Origin of the sequence: Roseburia sp. 1XD42-34, from assembly GCF_009917385.1 — a bacterium.
In the GTDB taxonomy this organism is placed as follows: Bacteria; Bacillota; Bacilli; order Bacillales; family Amphibacillaceae; genus Virgibacillus.
On record NZ_QWLJ01000004.1, the window covers coordinates 83,732 to 103,688 of the forward strand.

Sequence of the window (19,957 nt, forward strand, 5' to 3'; positions counted from 1 at the left end):
GAACCTTAAATCAGATTTACACGCAATAGAGTCGGGCTTCAGCCAAACACATTGCTTGTAAGAATAAAGCCCGTTCGCTCGCTTCATCAACTAACTATGAATCCTATTATCTATTATCTGTCTATTCTTTTATTAAACAAGCCCCTATACTAATGTATGCACAGCTTGTATAAACATGTCTCCTCTTTCTTCAAAGGTTCGATATTGATCCCAGCTTGCACAAGCAGGGGACAACAAAATCACATCATTCTGTTCAGAAATTTCATATGCGGTCTGTACTGCTGTTTGCACGTTTTCAGTGAAGCGAATCGTTGAAATATTCGCTTTGAGACCTAATTGCTTTAATTTCGGTGCAGTTTCCCCAAATAATACCATCGCCTTTACATGGTTTAGATATGGAAGAAGCTCATCGAAGCCATTCCCCCGATCTAGCCCTCCCGCAAGTAGAATAATAGGTTGTTCAAATGCTGATAAAGCTTTTTGTGTAGCTAAGCAATTCGTAGCTTTCGAATCATTATAAAATAACCGCCCATGATAATTTCCAACAAACTGCAAGCGATGCTTCACACCAGTAAACATAGCTAATACTTTACGAATTCCTTCATTTGTCGCACCGCTTAACTTAGCTGCTGCTACACTAGCTAAGATATTCTCGTAATTATGCTCGCCTAATAAAACAATATCATGCCGTTCCATTATTTTTTCTTGTTTAAAATAGATTGCTGTTTCATCCATCCAAGCCCCATCCATCTGTCTGTTTTTCACAGAGAAAGGAACTTTTTGAGATCTTGCTTGTTTCGCTGCTTCTACTAAACTTTCATCTTCTGCATTATAAACAAGATAATCATCATCCATTTGGTTTTTAAATATATTATATTTAGCTTGTTTATAATTTTTCCATGTTTTGTGATAATCTAAATGTGCTTCAAATATATTTAGTAAAACGGCTATTTTCGGTTTAAACTGGTGTACGCCAACTAATTGAAATGAAGATAACTCCAAAACCAGATGTTCATCTTGCTCCAGATCTTTTGCTACTTCGGTTGCAACAATTCCGATATTGCCAGCCACTTTAACTCGCTTTCCGCTCTGTTTTAGCATTTCTGTAGTTAAAGTTGTCGTCGTCGTTTTTCCATTTGAACCAGTTATACCAATAATATGCCCGTTTGCTAATTGTCCGGCTATTTCAATTTCCGTAATCACAGCTATCCCACGTTTTTCAGCTTCTGCTACGATAGGATTGTCATAAGAAATGCCAGGATTTTTTACGACGATATCTATTCCGTCCAAAACACGAATAGGATGGGCGCCAAGAATTAATTCTGCTCCCATCTCCTTTAATTTCTTCACATTTGCATCAAATTCGGTTGCTTTCTGATCATTAACGCGTACCCTTTTCCCCTGCTCGAGTAAAACAGCTGCTGCTGCAGTTCCGCTTTTTGCTAATCCTAACACTAGGATGTGCTCATAGGGGAAATTTTTTAGCTTTTTCAACTTATACCCACCTCAATATAAATTCCTAACGCAGCAAAAACAAGCCCTACTAGCCAAAACGTTGTAACAACACGCCATTCCGACCAACCTAATAGCTCGTAATGATGATGTAACGGGCTCATTTTAAATACTCTTTTTCCAGTTGTTTTAAATGAAATAACTTGGATGATAACTGATAATGTTTCAATAACAAACACGCCGCCAATAATAACTAAAATGATTTCCAGTTTTGTTAAAATAGCAACAGCCGCAATGGCCCCACCTAAAGCTAATGATCCTGTATCACCCATAAATACTTTAGCAGGATGGGCATTAAATACGAGAAAACCGAGTAACGCGCCTACAACTGCTAGTGCAAATATCGCTACCTCATTTTGAGGATAACCGTACCAAGCCAAAATTGCAAATGCACCAAAAGCAATGGCGGCAGTACCTGCTAATAAGCCGTCTAAACCATCTGTTAAATTTACTGCATTGGAAGCACCAACAAGCATAAATATAATTAGCAGAGCATATCCCCAGCCCAGTTCTAATTGAATAGTAGTGCCAGGTATGGAAACATAGGTTGGGAAACCTTGTTCTCTTAAAACAAAATAAATGACCAGCGCGATAATAAGCTGTCCAAGTAGTTTTTGCTTTGACGTTAATCCAAGATTTCTTTTTTTAATAATTTTTATAAAGTCATCTAAAAAGCCAAGCAGACCATATCCTACCAGTACAAATAATAAAATCCACAGTTCATAACTAATACCAACTGGATTAATTTTCCAACTCATAATAAGGGAGGTAATCACGATACTGAACACGATCATAATTCCTCCCATTGTTGGGGTTCCAGTTTTTTTAAGATGGGATTTCGGTCCTTCTTCCCTAATACTTTGTCCAAACTTTAACCTACGTAAAAATGGAATAAAAATAGGAGATAAAAGGACGGTAATTAAAAATCCTATTGCTATGGTTATCATTAACACAGTAATGTTCATTACATTTCCTCCTTATACGAAACCGTCCATCAAAATTGTTACTGCTTTAAATCAGCTATAAATGTCTCAAGCCGTAACCCTCTGGAAGCTTTAAATAAAATGATTGCTTTTTCATGTAAATGGGGTTGAAGCGCATTTAGCAAACCATTCTTATCTGTATAATGGATAGCTGGAATTGGGTCATCCTGTTCAACGAGCTCTTCAGTAATATATTTAGCAGCATTACCAAATGTGTAGACATTTGTAATTGGCTTGGTTATGGAATCCGCTACAGAGCGATGCATCACCTCAGAATAATCCCCTAATTCTAAAATATCTCCTAAAACAAGGACTTTTTCAGAGTATCCATCGAGTTGCTTTACGACCTCGATGGCAGCCTTCATCGATGTAGCAGAAGCATTGTAAGCATCATTAACCAATGTCACGCCATTTTTTCCACGTAGTTTTTCAAATCGCATCCCTGTCTTCTTCATATGACGAAAAGCCGATTGCATCTTTCCTGCTTCGATTTTTAAATTCATACCGATTGCAATTGCCAATAACGCATTCTTAGCATGGTGCTTTCCTAAAAAAGGAACCGTATAATCTACATTCTCGTTTATCGTAAACGATGTTTCATTATCACGTACTTGTAGCGATGTTATTTGGTTCATGTTATGTTTCATAAAACCACAAGTAATCACTTGTTCTTGATTATGAACTTGCTTTAATAAGGGCTCGTCGCCATCTATGACTAACAGTCCTGTTTTACTTAGCCCTGATAAAATTTCTAGTTTTGCTTTAGCAATATTTTCTCTCGAACCGAGGTATTCAATATGGGATTCGCCAATATTGGTAATAATCGCATAATCTGGTTTCGCTATAGTAGATAATAATTTTATTTCACCAGCATGATTCATTCCCATTTCCACTACCAAAACTTCGGTATCCGGCTGCATAGATAGAATAGTCAAAGGCAAGCCGATATGGTTATTAAAATTCCCCTTCGTATAATGAGTTCGGTAAGTTGTTTGTAATAAAGCTGCAACCATATCCTTTGTCGTTGTTTTACCATTTGAACCGGTTATCCCGATTACAATTGGATTCATTTTTTCCCGGTACGCAGAAGCCAATTGCTGCAAGGCAACCAACGTGTCTTCCACATAAAATACTGCCAACGAAGCAGGGAGAGCGTCAGGCAATTGCTTTTGTTTATTCCACAAAACAGCAATCGCTCCTTTTTCCACTGCTTCAGAAACATAATCATGGCCATCAAAATTTTCTCCAACTATTGGAACGAATAAACCATCCGCCATTTCTATACGGCTATCTGTATAGACGCCTTTAATAGGTTGTTCAGCGATATTTCCTGTATATGAATGAAACATCTTGGCAAGCCATTTTACTGTGAACATTAGGCACGCTCCTTCGCACGTATTGCTTCGCGAGCAACTTCACGATCATCAAAGTCATATTTTGTATGCCCTATTTGCTGGTATGTCTCATGCCCTTTTCCAGCAATAACGATGATATCACCATCCAATGCTTGATTTACCGCTTCATGAATGGCTGCTTTCCGATCAGCTATTACTTCGTATGTTGTGGCATTGTCTAAACCATTTGTCATATCCTCTAGAATGGCCATTGGATCCTCTGTTCTTGGATTGTCAGAAGTAAAAATCGGTTTATCGGCGTATTTCACTGCTATTTGCGCCATAATCGGTCGTTTTGTCTTATCGCGGTCGCCGCCGCAGCCAACGACAACCAATACACGCTGTTTAGCAAATTCTTTCACAGTCTGTAACACATTTTCCAATGAATCTGGTGTATGTGCATAATCTACAATGACAGCAAAAGATTGCCCTTCATTTACAGGCTCAAACCGTCCATTTACCCCTTCCATTTGCTCAAATGCCTCTTTAATCGTATCCAATGAAATATCCGATACGATTGCAGCAGCAGAAGCTGCCAGCATATTATAAACGTTAAACATCCCCATTAGCTTGCTTTTAATATGTATATTACCTATTGGGGTTTTCAGTTGGAAATAAGTTCCCGCAGCTCCAAGCTCAATATCACTAGCCATTACCAGTGCATCATGATCTATTCCATACGTAATCACGTGCTGTGCTGTACTTTGCTTTAGCAACTCACTGGCAGGTTCATCCTGATTTAGAACAGCATATTTACGTTTTCCGTTATCATATTGGCTGCCCATTTGTGCAAACAACAGACTTTTTGCTCGCAAATAATCGTCCATATCTTTATGGAAATCTAAATGATCTTGAGAGAGATTCGTAAAAACAGCAATATCATAATCACAACCATGCACTCTCCCCTGAACAAGCGCATGGGAAGAAACTTCCATAATTGCCTGCTCTACATGCTTCTTTGCCATCTTGTCGAAGGTCTGCTGTAACGAAAGCGCATCTGGGGTTGTATTTAGCACTGAATACGTTTTGTCACCAATTTTTGTATGTATCGTTCCGATGACACCTGTTTTTTGTTTAGCAAATCTAAAAATAGCTTCTAATAAATAAGTTACTGTCGTTTTACCGTTTGTTCCAGTTACTCCTATTAGTGAAAACTTACCAGTTGGGTTATCATAATAATTCACTGCAAGAATTGATAAAGCTCGTTTAGAATCAGGCACTAATATGACTGGCAATTTCGAATCCACTGGTTTTTCAGCAATAATCGCTACAGCTCCGTTAGCTTCGGCCTGGTTCACAAAATCATGCCCATCTACTGTATACCCCGAAATGCATATAAATAAGTCTCCCGGCTTTACTTTCCGCGAATCCATGACAATTTTGTCAATATATAGATCTGATATATTTTCGGTTGCTTTATAAAATGGCATACAGCTTAATAATTGCTCTAATTTCATGTGTAACATCCCATTCTCATTGTAATTATCTCGATAAAGATATTCTGGCTTCGAACCATTTTTAAGAGGGTGAAAGACACCCTCTTTCTTTTTTGCCTATCTATTATAGCAAATTTACGCATAATTAACGATCATTTTCTGCTAAATAAATTCTAATTTTTGCACCTTGTTCTACTTTAGTACCTGGTTTAGGTGCTTGATCCACTATATAATCCCCTTTCCCGCTCGTTTGAATGGATAAATTTGTCATATACTCTTGGAGTTCTTTTCGCTTTAATCCTACAACATCCGGCACCTCTACTTTAGGCTGTTCCGGCCATTGGTAGTCTTTTTCAAGTCCTTTCGTACGAGGTTTTACTTCCATCGCTCTCAGGCTGTCACCAATAATCCTTCCAACTACTGGAGCTGCAACAACTCCACCAAATTGTACCGCGTTTTTCGGATTATCCACAGCAACATACACAACCATTTCGGGATCATCAGCTGGAGCAAAGCCGATAAAAGAAACCACATAATTATTTTTCATATACCTGCCATCAGGTCCTACTTTTTGAGCTGTTCCTGTTTTTCCACCTACTCGGTATCCATCCACATAAGCGGGACGCCCTGTCCCTTGAGCCACTACACTTTCTAATGCTTGGCGTATTTCTTTTGAAGTTCCCTCCGAGATAACTCTTTTTTTCATTACAGGCTTCGCTTGCTTTTGAACACTGGATGTTTTCGGATCAATCCACTCCTCTGCAATGTATGGTTCATATAAATATCCGCCATTTACGGCGGCAGAAACAGCCATTACTTGTTGAATTGGTGTTACGGAAACTCCTTGTCCAAAAGCGGTTGTTGCTAGTTCAACAGGTCCTACTTTTTCAGGTTTAAACAAAATTCCAGTACCTTCTCCCTGTAAGTCGATTCCAGTTTTTTTTCCGAAGCCAAATTGATCAATATAGGAAAACAATTTTTCTTTTCCAAGCATTTGACCAAGACTTACAAACCCAGGGTTACATGAATTTTGCACCACTTCTAAATAGCTTTGATGCCCATGCCCACCACTTTTCCAGCAATGCAATTTCGAACCACCAACTGAAATATCACCATCATCATGGTAATGATCATTGTTTAAATCAACTACCCCTTCTTCCAGGGCAGCAGCAAGCGTAATAATCTTAAATGTTGATCCTGGTTCATATGTACTCCAGATTGGCAAATTACGATCAAAAATATCTGCGTCCACTTCCTGATAGTTTTCCGGATGAAAATTTGGCCGTGATGTCATCCCAAGAACACCGCCCGTTTTTGGATTTACAGCAATGGCAACAGCTCCATCAGGATTATACTTAGAGGCAACTAAATCCAGTTCTCTTTCCATAATCGTTTGTACTCTTGTGTCAATCGTCGTCTTTAAATCCAGTCCATCTTTTGGTTCTGAATAAACATCTGCTAAACGATCTAGTCTTCTTCCTTTGGCATCCGAATAAAAGGATAAACTTCCTTTCTCCCCGCTTAGTTGTTCATCATAGTATAGCTCCAAGCCCATTAAACCTTGGTTATCAATACCTGCAAAGCCAAGTACATGAGAGAGGTCGTCACCATATGGATAATGCCGTTTAGAATCCTTAGATAAATATACTCCGTTCATATCCAATGTTCGGATTGCCATCTCTTGCTTTTCATTTATCTTTCTACCTTCAGGGTGAATATTGACACTGGAGGCATTTTTCGTTACATATGCAAACGCCTCATCTTCTGGCATTTCTAGTATCGAGGCCAATTTTTGGGCCGTTTGCTTAGGGTCATCAACTTGTCTTGGGACAACGACTACAGAAGGAGCCGTTACATTTTCGGCTAGTACTTCCCCATGATTATCTAATATTTTTCCTCTTTCCGGTTCAAATTCAATATCTCTCGTCCATAATTCTGTAGCCTGTCCTGTCAGATCATCCCCGATAACGAATTGTACATAACCCAGACGGATATCGATAATTACATAGACTAGTAAACCAATAAGAAAAACAGCGACAATCCTCTTTTTTGTCGTCACAGCGGATACACGTTTCATACGACATCTCCTTTTTAAAGACATGCTTGTATCCACTATATGAACGCTAAAAAGGGAATAGAACACTGTTTCTCATGTTAATCTATGGTCCAGTAAAGCTTATTTCTATACCTCCCACCAAGCATCACTTCATCCGATCCCCGGGTCTATTCTTGCTTTTTTTGTTTGTTCGGAGATTTTAGCTCAATACCTAGATAATCACCAGGCCTAATAGATACGCCTGCTTTTATATTTTGTGTCGCAACATAACCATCGCCAAATGTTTCTGTCTTTAATTCTAGTAGGTTAGCAAGCTGCAACGCATCCCGAAGCGACCAACCAATAATTTGGGGCATTTTAGGCTTTTCAGTAATGAGCATAATGTGATCGTTGGGTAATACTTGATCTCCTTCTTGAACATTGCTTTTTATTATTTTCCCCTTTCCAGTTGTCGTAACACGTAAGCCTTTTTCCATCAACTCTTTTGCTACGGCTTCCACATTTTTACCAACTACAGAGGGGATTTCAATATGCTTTACTTGGTCCATTTTTTGCTTATCCGGATCTATGTTTAAGTAATGGAGACCATTTTCCATAACGTGTTTAAAAATAAATGCAACTGGATCGGATCCCATTTCCAAGGACCCGTCTTTTTTCTCCCCTAGTTTTGGTTGCTTTACAGACACGTACATCATTAGTTGAGGATTATCAATTGGCGCCATCCCTAAAAAGGAAAAGATGTAGTTTTCTCTTCCTATTAAATAGCCACCGTCAGGGTTGGGGATTTGTGCCGTTCCTGTTTTACCCCCTACCTTATAACTATCTAATTGAAAGTTTTTTCCCGTTGCATGCTCCCCATTAACTGCCGAATCTAATAATTGTAATACTTGTTTGGATGTGTTTTTAGAGATGGGTTCTCCCACCACTTTTGGTTGTTTTTCTTTGATTGGCTTTTGAGCATTGGCTTCTGTTACCTTATCAATGATATATGGTTGCAGCATCTTACCGTTATTTGCAATGGCAGTTGCTGCCTTCATTTGCTGGATTGGCGTCATAGTTGTACCTTGACCAAATGCAGTCGTCAATTTTTCGGCTGGCCAATTGTATAAAATTTTCCCAGCGGCCTCATTAGGTAAGTCGATATTTGTTTTTTGATCAAACTGAAAGGCTTTTAAGTACTCCAGGTATTTATCCGAGCCAATTTTCTCCCATACGAGTTTCGAAGCGGCAACATTAGAAGACCGATCGAATCCTTCATTGTATGAAATAGATCCCCAACCAGCCCCGCCATTGTGATCACGAACCGGCTTGATTTTTTCGTTGGGCTGATATTGCCCCGATTTAAATGCTTCCGTTCCGTTATAGACACCTTCCTCTATTGCAGCAGCCCAAGTAAACATTTTCACGGTGGATCCAGGCTCAAATGGAGTCGACACGACGTCATTGTACCAATTTTCTACATCAGTAGGGTTGTTCGGATTATAGCTTGGTCGATTTCCCATCGCTACAACTTCCCCTGTTTTTGGGTTCATAACGACAGCAGAAATACGTTCAGGTTCATACTTCTTTTCAACTTGCGTTAATGTATCCTCCAGTAGGGTTTGAATTTTTTGGTCAATGGTCAAATAAATGTTCCCGCCATCCTCATTTTTTTTGACTACTTCTTTCGGATCGAGCAACTTTTTATTGTATTGATCCCGTTGAAAAGCAATGTAGCCCTCTTTACCTCGCAAGTGTTTATCCATTTCCTTTTCAATACCAGTGACACCTTTTATTTGTTGCGTCGTAGCATTCTTCTCTTTCCCCTCTATTTCCATCTCTTTCGCAAATCCAATGATTTGTGAAGCGAAGGTACCATTTGGATATGCCCGAACAGTCTCTTCTTTAAAATGAATCCCTGGTAAATCTAGTTCCTCGATTTCCTCTTTCTTTTGCAAGGAAAGCTGTCTACCTTTATTTCCAAACTCCACTTGGAAGCGATCATTATCTATCCCTTCCTGTAAACGATTCTCTATGTCGCTTTCCTTCATATCCAATAAAGGAGCTAATTGCGCAGCTATTTTTCGTGGTTCTTTCACATGCCTTGGTTCTTCCGCACCGTCCGAATAAGCCTCTTGAACAATGGCGAAGATTCTGTAGCTCGGCTGATCATAAGCGAGCGTCATTCCATTATTGTCATAGATTTTTCCGCGTTCTGCAGGTAATTTATAAGTAGACGTACGCTGTTTATCTGCCCACTTCTCTAAAGAAACACCATCAATTTCTGCTGTTGCTTGAATATAGAGAAACCTTCCCGACAAAGTTAAAAAGATGCCGATGAAAAGGAGGATAAAAATCCCTGCCATAAAATGCGTTGTTTTATTTTTCCTCATAACCTATCCGTTCTCCTTGAATGAAATTAATCGATAGATTGTGCTTGTCTAACCTTTGCATCCTGAACTTGTAAGCCATTTTTCTTCGCAATTTCAATGATTCGTTCTGGACGACTTAGTTTTTTAATTTCATCTGATAATAGATCATTCTCGGATTGTTGTGCCTTTACTTTAATCTCCAATTCTTGCATGTCACGATTGATCGAGTCTGTGGAAGAAGCAAATGAAACCATGTAAATACAAGCCACTACAATGAATAGCCCAATAATCGAATAAATGATTTTTTCCCCTTTTGTTATCCAGCCTTGCTTGGCAACTTTTACAGGGACCGTTTGTTCATGCTTAGGGGTTCTTTGCGGCCTTACCTGTTCCCAACTTTTTGCATGATTTGCACTCATTATTTTCTCCACCCTTCTTTATAAGTAAATTCATCTCTCCATTCGCCTACTTTTTCTACAATGCGAAGCTTGGCAGATCGAGACCTTCTATTCTCATCCAACTCATCTAAAGTGGCAACAATTGGCTTTCTGGTTATTAAGCGAAATGGTGCTTCATTTTCTTTTGGCAATATCGGTAAATGACGTGGGGTTTCTTTATCTGTACTCCATTTTTTAAAAGCTTGTTTACAAAGGCGATCTTCTAATGAATGAAAAGTGATTACTGCTATTCGCCCATTTATACCAATTATCTTTGCCGCTTGGTGTAAGGCGTCAGTAAACACATCGAGTTCATCATTTACCGCAATTCGTAATGCCTGAAATACACGCTTAGCAGGATGACCACCTTTACGCCGTGCAGGTGCAGGAATTGCCTCTTTAATAATATCAACTAAATCATACGTGGTTTCAATGGGGGCTGTCTTTCTACGTTCTTCTATTTTTCGAGCAATTTGTTTAGAAAATTTTTCCTCTCCATATTGATAGAAAATCTTCACCAAATCATGAAAAGACCAATCGTTAACGACACGACAAGCATCCAATTCTTGTTGTTGATTCATACGCATATCTAATCTCGCATCATGTTGGTAGCTAAAACCGCGCTCCCCTCTATCAAGTTGTGGTGAGGAAACCCCTAAATCAAATAAAACACCATCAACCTGACTAATTTTTTCTTTAGCTAGCACCGCTTCAAGTTCACTGAAATTAGCATGAATGAACTTCATACGATGCTTATATGGCTGTAAGCGATCCTTCGCAGCCTCTAATGCATGAATATCCTGATCAAAACCAAGTAATAGCCCATTCTCTCCAAGCATCGAAGCAATCGCTTCTGAGTGACCACCACCACCGAGCGTGCAATCGACATACACTCCATCAGCTTTAATAGCAAGTCCTTGAATCGTCTCTTCTTTTAAAACACTTTTATGTTCAAACATATAAACACCCATTTCTTTTTCAAGCAAGCTACTGTAATAGCTTTAAATATCAAAATCCATTAAGTTCTCCGCAATTTCTGCAAAAGATTCTTCAGAGTCGGTAACATACGAATCCCAATGTTCACTCGACCATATTTCAATTCGATTCGAAACACCAATAACAACACATTCTTTTTCAATTGCTGCATATTTTCGTAACGTTTGCGGAATATTTATTCTACCCTGTTTATCAATTTCACATTCAACTGCGCCAGAAAAGAAAAATCGCGTAAACGCTCTGGCGTCTTTTTTCGTTAGTGGGAGTTTTTTTAGTTTTTCTTCTAATATTTTCCATTCTGTCATGGGGTAAACAAATAAACATTGATCCAATCCTCGAGTCACGACAAAGCTTTCTCCAAGCTGTTCGCGAAACTTGGAAGGGACAATTATTCTGCCTTTCGTATCAATGTTATGCTGAAATTCACCCATAAACATACAGTCCGCCCCACCTTCGTATTCCCTATATTACCACATCCCCCCACTATTCACCACCAATTTTTTTAAAATTGCTAGCACTAGTTAAAAATTAGGTAATAAGAACTATTTTTTTGCCAACAAAAAAAGACTGCCTTTATTGCTATGACAGTCTTTTCGCTCATTTTTTAATTAAAGTGGGGGAAAGGGGAGCTACCATTTAGACGGCTATCCATACATGATTTTGTACTGCAAAATTACGACCTAAAACTTCTAAACTGAATCAGGCATTTGATTTTACAATTGAATTTCCCACTTCCCTTTGGAATACACTTCATAAGCTTGAAGGGCAGACCATACAACCAGTTACATGGTTTTCTTTTACCCTACTAACTTAGAAGAAGAATAGTCAAAATCATAAGTTCCCTTGAAAAAGAAAAAAGCGTGTGCGGTGTGTCGCTAACGTAGCTATCCTTCTCTATTACAACAGCTCCTCACATTACAGCCAACCCTAGCGAACCGGGAATTTAGGTACTGTTATTCCACACGTGACTTCTTTGTCGCTCCTCCGACACTTGAAGTGGAAGTTTGACGACTTTACTTTCGGGATAAAAACCCTCATTTTATATCTCTATAAATATACCGCATAGTGGGAGTTTCGAAAGGTATATGAATGTCGGAGTAAATTGCTTGCAAATGATATCCCGTACATATTTAACCAAGGTAACGGGTTCCAGATGCGTTCCTGTAATCCATTTTCTGGGTGTAAGACGCATTGGAGTATATCAAATGTCGCTAAATCATGTTGATGTTTAGATTGCCAAGCTTTCTCTAAGCGTTTTTCCAAGTATTGGATGTGGCCTTGTATATAATGGAGGTTTTTCTCAGCTATTGCACCTAAATCGTCTCTCATGGATGCAGCTAATTCTCTTAGCGGTGCATGCACGTCGATGATCTGCTTTTGCGCCTCTTGCGCAATCTGTTTTATACAAGGATAAGATGTATTTGCTAGCCAAGCCTCTTTTTCATCTGTTACCCTTCCATTAATGACTTGTTCAGCATTCATTTGGCAATCACGCAATGCCTTTTCAATCGCGCGGTCAATAACGGATATAGAAAGCCTCGGTACAATGGGTGGCATTTTCATTTCCAATTGATGAAAAGCTGACTTTAGCGCAGACCAATAACCGATTTCTCCAGGGCCAGCTATAAACGCCAGATTTGGAAATAGCATCTCTTGCATTAACGGACGGGTAACTACATTATTACTCAATTGTTCAGGAGTTAGTTTAGCAATTTGTTTCAACTGTTCTGTTGTAAAATGAACCTCGTTTTGTTTGCCTATCCATTCGCCTGTATCCGTGCGTTGCAATAATATTCGTTCGTCATCCTTATAATAAAATAAATGACCGTCTGACGGTACAACTGATAAATCTATAGTGTAACCTAAAGATTGTAATTGCTCTAATGAATCACATACTGATTCACTGATTTCAGGTTGGCTTTCAATCATTTCAACAAAGAAATCACTTTCCAATTGTCGGATGGATTTACTTCCAGAATCCATCAAAACTAAGCCTTCTTCAGGGAAAAAATGATAAATAAGCTTGGCAAAGAAGTCAACATAGGTTTGAGAAGAAGTTAAGCATTTATTCATTTCATCATATAATGTTTTTGTATGGTTTGTTTCTGGTAATTTTTCAAACAACTCATCTAGCCATTGTTTCGCTTTATCATGATCCATCCAAATGTCTGATAGAGCTGTTTTGGAACGCACTTGCTGTTTTAATACATATTTTTGCATCTGTTGTTCCTCTTGCAAATAAACATGATTTACCTCAGCAAAATCATGATCCTCACCCGCTATCCAGAAAACAGGGATTACTGGAACTCTCAACTCTTCTTCCTGTTGCTTCGCTAAATGTATAATGGAAATAATTTTATTCATTGTATACATAGGACCAGACAACAAACTGGCCTGCTGCCCTCCAATAATCGTTACAGCATCAGGATGACGCAATCTATCAATATTTTTTCGCGTTGTTTCCGGCGCCTCCCAATGGCTATTGATCATTTGTAAACAATCGCATAATTCCTGACGTTTAAACGTTCTTTTTTGCAGATCATGATACCTATGCTCCCATTCACCAAATGCGGGGTAATCAAAAAATGGCTTTATTCTCGGCTCATTATTCCGATAGTCTTCGATTAATTTATTTTGTTGCTTTAATTTGATAGGTTCGATCCGCATAGATTCATGCTCCTTTATATGTAATGTCCTTCATGTATTGTACCTAAAAAATTTCAAAATTTCATGCGATCTGTTTGAAATCAGATATTAAAAAAAGATCCGCTGTAAAATTCCAGTTATGATGAGCATTCCATATAACAAACCAAACGCTAAAAATGAAATCCGCCACGTTAATTTTATTGCCTTGAACAAGAGCACTTCCGTTTGTTGCTTCCATTGAAAGAAAAGAATTCCGATTAACAAAATAAGTAGTAAAATCATGATTACTCCAGCTATCCATACCCCAATAATCATTTCTACCATTAGTGTCACAGCTATCAAGTACAACGGGGTTGTCCAATATACTGCAAGGTGAAAAGACTTTATTTGTCTTCGTGTCAGTTTATAACTAAAAACGTAGGTAAGCCATGTCGCCATGAAAGGTATTGAAATAAAAAATGCGGCCAAATATATAATTCCATTTTTCACAATTGCCTCACACCTCCGATAAAGTGAATTCTTCCACCAGTGGAGATTCATTCCCAACTGAAGAGTAGGACCTGAAGGCCACTTACGAAATAGGGCATTAGGTGCCTATTATCTTCCACTTAGACTTGTGGTAGGACAGTTTATCTAACTCCTGATTGGGAGTCCTACATCACCTTATATGCGAGAGAAATATCACATCTTTAAATACAGATGGATAAACTACTAGTAGACTTTCTTTATATAATACTAAATGAACATTTTTCACAATTAAAGCCTAGGTGAATGCGCTTCACTTTATTTTGATCTTCGTCTTATTTATATTATAATAAATACATAGAAAAGCCAAAATAATTCTACAAAAACGGATTATTTATGTTGGCAAGGGGGTAGGACGATGGATAAGGTGAAAGTTGAAAAACTTATGATCAATTATAAAACATTAGAGAAATTTAAGCACTTTAAAGAATACGGAAACCAAGAGTTATCTATGTTGGAAGATTTAGAAAATAATCTGGTGGAAAATCAAAGTGACTCTCCGTTCTATGGGATTTATATTGGGGATAGTTTAATTGCTCGAATGAGCCTTTATAAAGTAAAGCAAAAGTATGATTTTTATTTTGACCCACCTCAGGATTATTTAACTTTATGGAAATTAGAGGTTCTACCCGAGTATCAAGGCAAAGGCTATGGAAAAGCATTAGTTGATTTTGCTAAAAGCTATCAGCTACCAATTAAAACAAACCCGCGCATTAATTCTCATGGCTTTTGGGAAAAAATGGGTTTCCAAAAGGCGCAATATAAAATGGAGCGTGATTTAGGGGAGAATCCACTTATTTGGATGCCGGAAGGAGTTAAAGAAATTCAAACAGCGGATTAAGAGCAATCCGGATCAAGAATTAAAGACATGAATTTTTGTTCATTCATGTCTTTCGTTCTCTTTTCATGTACATGATTTAATATAAATTGCACTACAAATGAAAAAATTACTCACACGTCTCTTTCTTTATTGCTCTTTCCGATGCAACCGTATTCCATAAGTCCCCTATCTCTTTCCAAGCTTTCTCATAGCGAAGCAAAGCGTTTTTTAATTCCTCATTTTCTTTCTCTAATTGCTTCATATGTTTCGTATGATCGTCCAAATGCTCCGCTGTAATTTGTTCATTGCCAGCCTTTATCTTTTCTAGTAAGGAAATGACTGTTTCAAGCGGGTCATGATGACCTGGCTCTGAAACATACCAGCTATAGTTGATATTATCATTTTTGCGCGCTTCTTTCGCTTTTAGTACCTCTTTTTGATATTGCTTACGAATGGTGGCATTCCATCTAAACCCACAGGCTGCAGCAGTTCTAGAAAGTCTATGAGCTACTTCCTTGAACGCCTCTAATTGTGTTTTCCCTTCTTTTATATAACGTAGAACAGTTTCTGCTAGTAGAATATCTTCATCTTTTGTCCAAGCATCTTGCCTTGTTACACTCATAACACCCCTCCTTATACATTTGCTATCAATGTATGCAAAAACTAGGAGTGATAGACTAAAAGGTTTATGTTTTTTATTAGATTTTTGATTATTGCCTTATCGACAGCTATTCATTTTTACTCGCTCAAAAGACAAAATTTAAATGATTTTTTACCGACATGCAATTTTAAAAAAGTTTTAGCTACAAAACAAAGGAGGAGAAAACAATTCCATACTTAGGAGTAAAAGTAAACATTTAAGCAGTTAAACGACGAACGCTTTAAAAGAAACTCTCAAAAGTAAAATAAGGATACTATACAAAACGTACGCTTCGTAACATTTCTTAATGCAAAAAAGCAGCTCACTTTTGGTGACCTACTTTTTAATAGCATTTTATTCTAAAATGAATAAGATCCGAGAATCAAAAAAATTGTTTCTCAGTCCGCTACCTCGTAATTTGACAAATGATTGTTTATTTACTGACTTACTACTTCTTTACCATCATAGTGTCCACATGCTTTACACACATGGTGTGGTTTTGTTAATTCTCCACAATTCGAACATTCCACCATGCCAGGTACGTGTAATTTTTTATGTGTACGACGTTGATTTTTTACTTTTTTTGAAGTTCTTCTTTTAGGTACTGCCATGACTTACACCTCCTTTATAGAAAGATAAGAACCAAGTTTATTTGTCCTTATCATCATCTTTAAACAATGTTTCCAACTTTTTAAAACGCTCATCTATTGTGTTTGCGTTCTTTTCTTCTGAAATAAATTGCCAGCCTTTACCTTCTGTTATATAGTCTGATTGGCTGTTCGTTTCATCTGAAAATACGCGATACGGAACCTCTAGTAGGATATTTTCCTTGATTAAAGGGGTTAAATCAAGCACCTCTCCCTCAATCGGGTGAATTTCAGCATCAATATTATCTTCCGTTCTATATAAAGACGTTGTAAATATCTCCTCTGTTTGAATATCAAACGGATATCGAACATCTACTAGCGTTCGCGCGCACGGAAGTACCATTTCACCAAAAATACGCAAGGAAAAAATAACATTATCTTCTTGGAAAAAGCACGTTCCTTGAACTTCAACTTCGCCTATATGACGAATATCGTTGTTCATTACTTCCAGTTCGGAAACATCTTCCGTGTCTGTAAAAGTAAAAGGTTCCTTATAAGCATTTTTCTTTAACTGAGCTAATGCAAATTTCATAATTATCACCTCAAGGCAACAAGAGTAATTTTAAAAGAAAAAAGGAGTTTTGTCAACATATTCTCTTTACACAGTTCCTTCCTTCACCACCTACATTCCACTATATCATATAGGAAACCTGAAATCACTGGTCTGTATTTATGCCACATTCTAACAAGGCAGTAATATCAAGCTATAATTTTATTTTTTAACTTCCTATGGAACAGGTGGAAAAGAACTCTATGGAAACAAATTATTTGCACAAATAAAGTCACAAATCACAGTTTGATGCTAAAAAGTGCAGTCCATTACTTTGTCCTTCATGCGAATATAGCCCTGTTCTGATAAAATAAAGGGAAGCTATGATTAATTCGTTCCGAAGTGTCACACCCTATTTATTAGCTTTATTCACATTACCTGTCTAGAAAAATTATTAACTTATCCGACAAATAGTGGTGGACACTGTTTAACTAAAGTCAAAATCCTTTTTCATGGAGTTGGTATTAATGAAAGCATGTGGCTTAATTGTTGAATATAATCCTTTTCATAATGGACATGTTTATCACGTTCAAAGCGCAAAAAAACTTACTAAAACTGATTGCATCATTGCCGTTATGAGTGGCCCGTTCCTGCAACGTGGCGAACCCGCAATCATTGATAAATTTCATCGAACATACGCCGCACTTCAAGGTGGCGTGGATATTGTAGTGGAACTCCCTTACGCATTTGCAGTACAAAGCGGTGACTGGTTTGCAAAAGGAGCAATACTTACCCTCCATGCTTTGCAAGTTTCCAGCATCTGCTTCGGCAGTGAATCAGGAGAGATAGCCTCGTTTACAAATAGTTATAAACAATTGACTGCCAATTTAAAAACATACAACGACGCTCTTAAACTAAATTTGAATGCTGGTTTAGCGTTTCCTGAAGCAAGTAAAAATGCTTACGAGCAAATTGGACTAGCTTACATGAATTTAACACAACCAAATAATATATTAGGTTTTAGCTATGTAAAAACGATCTATGATTATCATTTGCCAATTAAACCCCTTACTATTCAACGAAGTCAAAGCGAGTATCATGATAAAAAGATTACAGGATCCATTGCAAGCGCAACAAGTATTAGAGAAACAATGCTGAAAGAAGGATCGATTTCTCCCTCGATCCGCAACGCAATTCCAGATCCAACGTATGAACGGTTGACTGCTTACAAACAAACTGCTTCAACTTGGCATACGTGGGAAGCATATTTCCCATTGCTTCATTATCGTGTTTCTACAATGACTGCGCAAGAGCTTGCATCGATTCATGGCGTTGATGAAGGATTAGAATACCGAATTAAAAAAACAGCGAAACAGGCACATTCCTTTTACGATTGGGTGGAAAAACTTAAAACAAAAAGATATACATGGACTAGATTACAACGTATGTTTGTACATATTTTAACCAATACAAAAAAACAGGACATTAAAACGTTACATCATTTAGCAGCAATCCCCTATATACGGATTCTTGGATTTACAAAACAAGGGCAAAAATACTTACGCGAGTGTAAAAAAGAATTGCCAACGCCACTCATTCATAGTATGACTCGGCACATGCACCCGATGCTAGAGATGGAAGAACGAGCAAGTCATGCTTATTACAGTATCCTTCCTGCAGCAAATAAACAAAATATGCTCAAACAAGAGCTTCAGCCTCCTATTTTTAGCAACCATAAATAGTTAATCGGTTTTACCAATACAGGAAATACTTCTAGTTGCATCATAAAAAGACCTGCCTCCAACCATTGTCTAAAGGGGCAGGTCTTTAACATTTTATTTTAATTCTTCTAAATAAGTAATTGCGTCCTCGAATGTATCGACTGGAACAATTTTCATATCTGTTTCAATTTCTTTTGCTTTTTCAAGAGCAACTTGATAATTGGATCCTTTTTTTCCTTGTTCATTTGGAGCGAAGAAAATGTCTACACCTTCCTTATCTGCTGCTACAACTTTCTTATCAATGCCGCCTATGCGATATACATTGCCATCATAATCTATTTCTCCTGTTCCAGCTATTTCATATCCTTTTGTTATATCTTCCTTCGTCAGTTGATCATAAATTTCTAAGGAGAACATTAAACCAGCACTAGGACCACCAATTTGACCACTGGAGAATTTTACTTCAGGATTGACAGAAACAGCACGATCGGTTACTAGCTGGATTCCAATCCCCGGCTTATTATCTAAGTCTTTTAATTCTTTCAATGTAATGGATTCTGTCATTGTTTCGTCATCTCTGACAAATTTCACCAATATAGTATCACCAGCTCGCTTCGTTTCGATATAATCAAGTAGATCATCTGCTTGCGTTATTTTTTTATCATCAATCTCGATGATACGATCACCCATTTCCAATTTACCTTCCGCTGGCATATTTTCTACAACCATGGCAACATATACGCCATTATAATCAATAGAGATCTGTTTATCCGCTGCTTGATAAGCTACCACTGTAGAAGCTTCTTGAGAGTTTTCCATCATTTGTAACTGTACATGCATGTATTCATTGTCTGTGATCCCTTCAGGAAATACTTCATCAATGGGTAATACATCATGATGGGGCAATATTTTTGCCAATAGAAACTGCATAGGAGTTGCTTGAGCACCACTAACCGTTACTAAATGCATATCTCCCTTACTAGAGTAACCCTCCTCCACTTCTACAATCGGATTAAGTGCATCTGCACTGCCAGGTTTATAAATATAATATGGCAATTGAAATATTGCTAAAAAATATACTGCTAATATAACAAGCAATATATGAACAAGATGTTTTTTCTTCATTTCCTACCCCCCCTCGCATACGAACAATTGACTATCTATCCGTCATATAAGCTATCTAACATTCCACTCCAAATATGTATGCGTTTGTACCATATTATTTCACAATTGTTTTCTGTAAAGAACCAAGTTATTAAGATAGTAAACGCATGATAAGCGGTGTTGACTTACGAATACGAGT

The 19,957-nt window shown here is 37.8% G+C and carries 17 protein-coding genes; 2 read left to right on the plus strand and 15 right to left on the minus strand.

Going from position 1 to position 19,957, the window contains the following annotated elements; all coding sequences use genetic code 11:
* Positions 1-144: 144 nt before the first annotated feature.
* From murD to D1839_RS03285, 11 genes are all read right to left on the minus strand, one after another.
* Positions 145-1,494, minus strand: a complete 1,350-nt coding sequence (gene murD, locus D1839_RS03235; RefSeq protein WP_120378449.1) for a UDP-N-acetylmuramoyl-L-alanine--D-glutamate ligase — start codon at positions 1,492-1,494, stop codon at positions 145-147.
* The gene (gene mraY, locus D1839_RS03240; RefSeq protein WP_120378450.1) at positions 1,491-2,477 is read right to left on the minus strand and encodes a phospho-N-acetylmuramoyl-pentapeptide-transferase; all 987 of its coding nucleotides are present in this window, start codon (positions 2,475-2,477) and stop codon (positions 1,491-1,493) included. The genes murD and mraY overlap by 4 nt, the downstream gene beginning before the upstream one ends.
* Positions 2,478-2,515: 38 nt before the next feature.
* Complete coding sequence (locus tag D1839_RS03245) at positions 2,516-3,871, minus strand: UDP-N-acetylmuramoyl-tripeptide--D-alanyl-D-alanine ligase (protein WP_120378451.1); 1,356 nt, start codon at positions 3,869-3,871, stop codon at positions 2,516-2,518.
* Positions 3,871-5,346, minus strand: a complete 1,476-nt coding sequence (locus D1839_RS03250; protein WP_120378452.1) for a UDP-N-acetylmuramoyl-L-alanyl-D-glutamate--2,6-diaminopimelate ligase — start codon at positions 5,344-5,346, stop codon at positions 3,871-3,873. The genes D1839_RS03245 and D1839_RS03250 overlap by 1 nt, the downstream gene beginning before the upstream one ends.
* Before the next feature lie 124 nt (positions 5,347-5,470).
* Positions 5,471-7,402, minus strand: a complete 1,932-nt coding sequence (locus D1839_RS03255; protein ID WP_120378453.1) for a stage V sporulation protein D — start codon at positions 7,400-7,402, stop codon at positions 5,471-5,473.
* A 146-nt stretch (positions 7,403-7,548) separates the two neighbouring features.
* Positions 7,549-9,753 carry a penicillin-binding protein gene (locus D1839_RS03260; RefSeq protein ID WP_120378454.1) on the minus strand — a complete coding sequence of 735 codons (2,205 nt, stop codon included), beginning with the start codon at positions 9,751-9,753 and terminating at the stop codon, positions 7,549-7,551.
* 26 nt (positions 9,754-9,779) lie between these two features.
* A complete protein-coding gene (gene ftsL, locus D1839_RS03265) occupies positions 9,780-10,151 on the minus strand; it encodes a cell division protein FtsL (RefSeq protein WP_120378455.1) in 372 nt (123 codons plus the stop codon).
* Positions 10,151-11,128 (minus strand): 16S rRNA (cytosine(1402)-N(4))-methyltransferase RsmH, encoded by a 978-nt coding sequence (rsmH, locus tag D1839_RS03270; RefSeq protein WP_183030191.1) that lies wholly within the window; start codon positions 11,126-11,128, stop codon positions 10,151-10,153. Before rsmH ends, ftsL begins: the two co-directional genes overlap by 1 nt.
* Before the next feature lie 42 nt (positions 11,129-11,170).
* Positions 11,171-11,602, minus strand: a complete 432-nt coding sequence (mraZ, locus tag D1839_RS03275) for a division/cell wall cluster transcriptional repressor MraZ (RefSeq protein WP_120378456.1) — start codon at positions 11,600-11,602, stop codon at positions 11,171-11,173.
* 610 nt (positions 11,603-12,212) lie between these two features.
* On the minus strand, positions 12,213-13,832 hold the full coding sequence (bshC, locus tag D1839_RS03280; RefSeq protein ID WP_120378457.1) for a bacillithiol biosynthesis cysteine-adding enzyme BshC: 1,620 nt from the start codon (positions 13,830-13,832) through the stop codon (positions 12,213-12,215).
* Between the two features lie 87 nt (positions 13,833-13,919).
* A complete protein-coding gene (locus D1839_RS03285) occupies positions 13,920-14,300 on the minus strand; it encodes a DUF3397 family protein (RefSeq protein ID WP_158589591.1) in 381 nt (126 codons plus the stop codon).
* A gap of 394 nt (positions 14,301-14,694) precedes the next feature.
* Between D1839_RS03285 and D1839_RS03290 the strand changes: the two genes are divergently transcribed.
* Complete coding sequence (locus D1839_RS03290) at positions 14,695-15,177, plus strand: N-acetyltransferase (protein WP_120378459.1); 483 nt, start codon at positions 14,695-14,697, stop codon at positions 15,175-15,177.
* Positions 15,178-15,283: 106 nt separating this feature from the next.
* Here the strand turns inward: D1839_RS03290 and D1839_RS03295 are convergent, their stop codons facing one another.
* The 3 genes from D1839_RS03295 to D1839_RS03305 form a co-directional block, all read right to left on the minus strand.
* Complete coding sequence (locus D1839_RS03295; protein WP_120378460.1) at positions 15,284-15,778, minus strand: RsfA family transcriptional regulator; 495 nt, start codon at positions 15,776-15,778, stop codon at positions 15,284-15,286.
* A 455-nt stretch (positions 15,779-16,233) separates the two neighbouring features.
* A complete protein-coding gene (gene rpmF, locus D1839_RS03300) occupies positions 16,234-16,407 on the minus strand; it encodes a 50S ribosomal protein L32 (RefSeq protein ID WP_050352640.1) in 174 nt (57 codons plus the stop codon).
* Positions 16,408-16,444: 37 nt separating this feature from the next.
* Complete coding sequence (locus D1839_RS03305) at positions 16,445-16,975, minus strand: YceD family protein (protein WP_120378461.1); 531 nt, start codon at positions 16,973-16,975, stop codon at positions 16,445-16,447.
* A gap of 485 nt (positions 16,976-17,460) precedes the next feature.
* Between D1839_RS03305 and D1839_RS03310 the strand changes: the two genes are divergently transcribed.
* A complete protein-coding gene (locus D1839_RS03310) occupies positions 17,461-18,675 on the plus strand; it encodes a nucleotidyltransferase (protein WP_120378462.1) in 1,215 nt (404 codons plus the stop codon).
* Between the two features lie 93 nt (positions 18,676-18,768).
* On the opposite strand, the gene D1839_RS03315 is transcribed toward D1839_RS03310, so the two are convergent.
* Positions 18,769-19,779 (minus strand): SepM family pheromone-processing serine protease, encoded by a 1,011-nt coding sequence (locus D1839_RS03315; protein ID WP_120378463.1) that lies wholly within the window; start codon positions 19,777-19,779, stop codon positions 18,769-18,771.
* Between the last annotated feature and the right edge of the window lie 178 nt (positions 19,780-19,957).

Excerpts from the sequence above, each read along its gene's own strand:
- mraY (WP_120378450.1), bottom strand. The coding sequence starts at position 2,477 with ATGAACATTACTGTGTTAATGATAACCATAGCAATAGGATTTTTAATT.
- D1839_RS03245 (WP_120378451.1), bottom strand. The coding sequence starts at position 3,871 with ATGTTCACAGTAAAATGGCTTGCCAAGATGTTTCATTCATATACAGGA.
- D1839_RS03250 (WP_120378452.1), bottom strand. The coding sequence starts at position 5,346 with ATGAAATTAGAGCAATTATTAAGCTGTATGCCATTTTATAAAGCAACC.
- D1839_RS03255 (WP_120378453.1), bottom strand. The coding sequence starts at position 7,402 with ATGAAACGTGTATCCGCTGTGACGACAAAAAAGAGGATTGTCGCTGTT.
- D1839_RS03260 (WP_120378454.1), bottom strand. The coding sequence starts at position 9,753 with ATGAGGAAAAATAAAACAACGCATTTTATGGCAGGGATTTTTATCCTC.
- ftsL (WP_120378455.1), bottom strand. The coding sequence starts at position 10,151 with ATGAGTGCAAATCATGCAAAAAGTTGGGAACAGGTAAGGCCGCAAAGA.
- rsmH (WP_183030191.1), bottom strand. The coding sequence starts at position 11,128 with ATGTTTGAACATAAAAGTGTTTTAAAAGAAGAGACGATTCAAGGACTT.
- mraZ (WP_120378456.1), bottom strand. The coding sequence starts at position 11,602 with ATGTTTATGGGTGAATTTCAGCATAACATTGATACGAAAGGCAGAATA.
- bshC (WP_120378457.1), bottom strand. The coding sequence starts at position 13,832 with ATGCGGATCGAACCTATCAAATTAAAGCAACAAAATAAATTAATCGAA.
- D1839_RS03290 (WP_120378459.1), top strand. The coding sequence starts at position 14,695 with ATGGATAAGGTGAAAGTTGAAAAACTTATGATCAATTATAAAACATTA.
- D1839_RS03295 (WP_120378460.1), bottom strand. The coding sequence starts at position 15,778 with ATGAGTGTAACAAGGCAAGATGCTTGGACAAAAGATGAAGATATTCTA.
- rpmF (WP_050352640.1), bottom strand. The coding sequence starts at position 16,407 with ATGGCAGTACCTAAAAGAAGAACTTCAAAAAAAGTAAAAAATCAACGT.
- D1839_RS03305 (WP_120378461.1), bottom strand. The coding sequence starts at position 16,975 with ATGAAATTTGCATTAGCTCAGTTAAAGAAAAATGCTTATAAGGAACCT.
- D1839_RS03310 (WP_120378462.1), top strand. The coding sequence starts at position 17,461 with ATGAAAGCATGTGGCTTAATTGTTGAATATAATCCTTTTCATAATGGA.
- D1839_RS03315 (WP_120378463.1), bottom strand. The coding sequence starts at position 19,779 with ATGAAGAAAAAACATCTTGTTCATATATTGCTTGTTATATTAGCAGTA.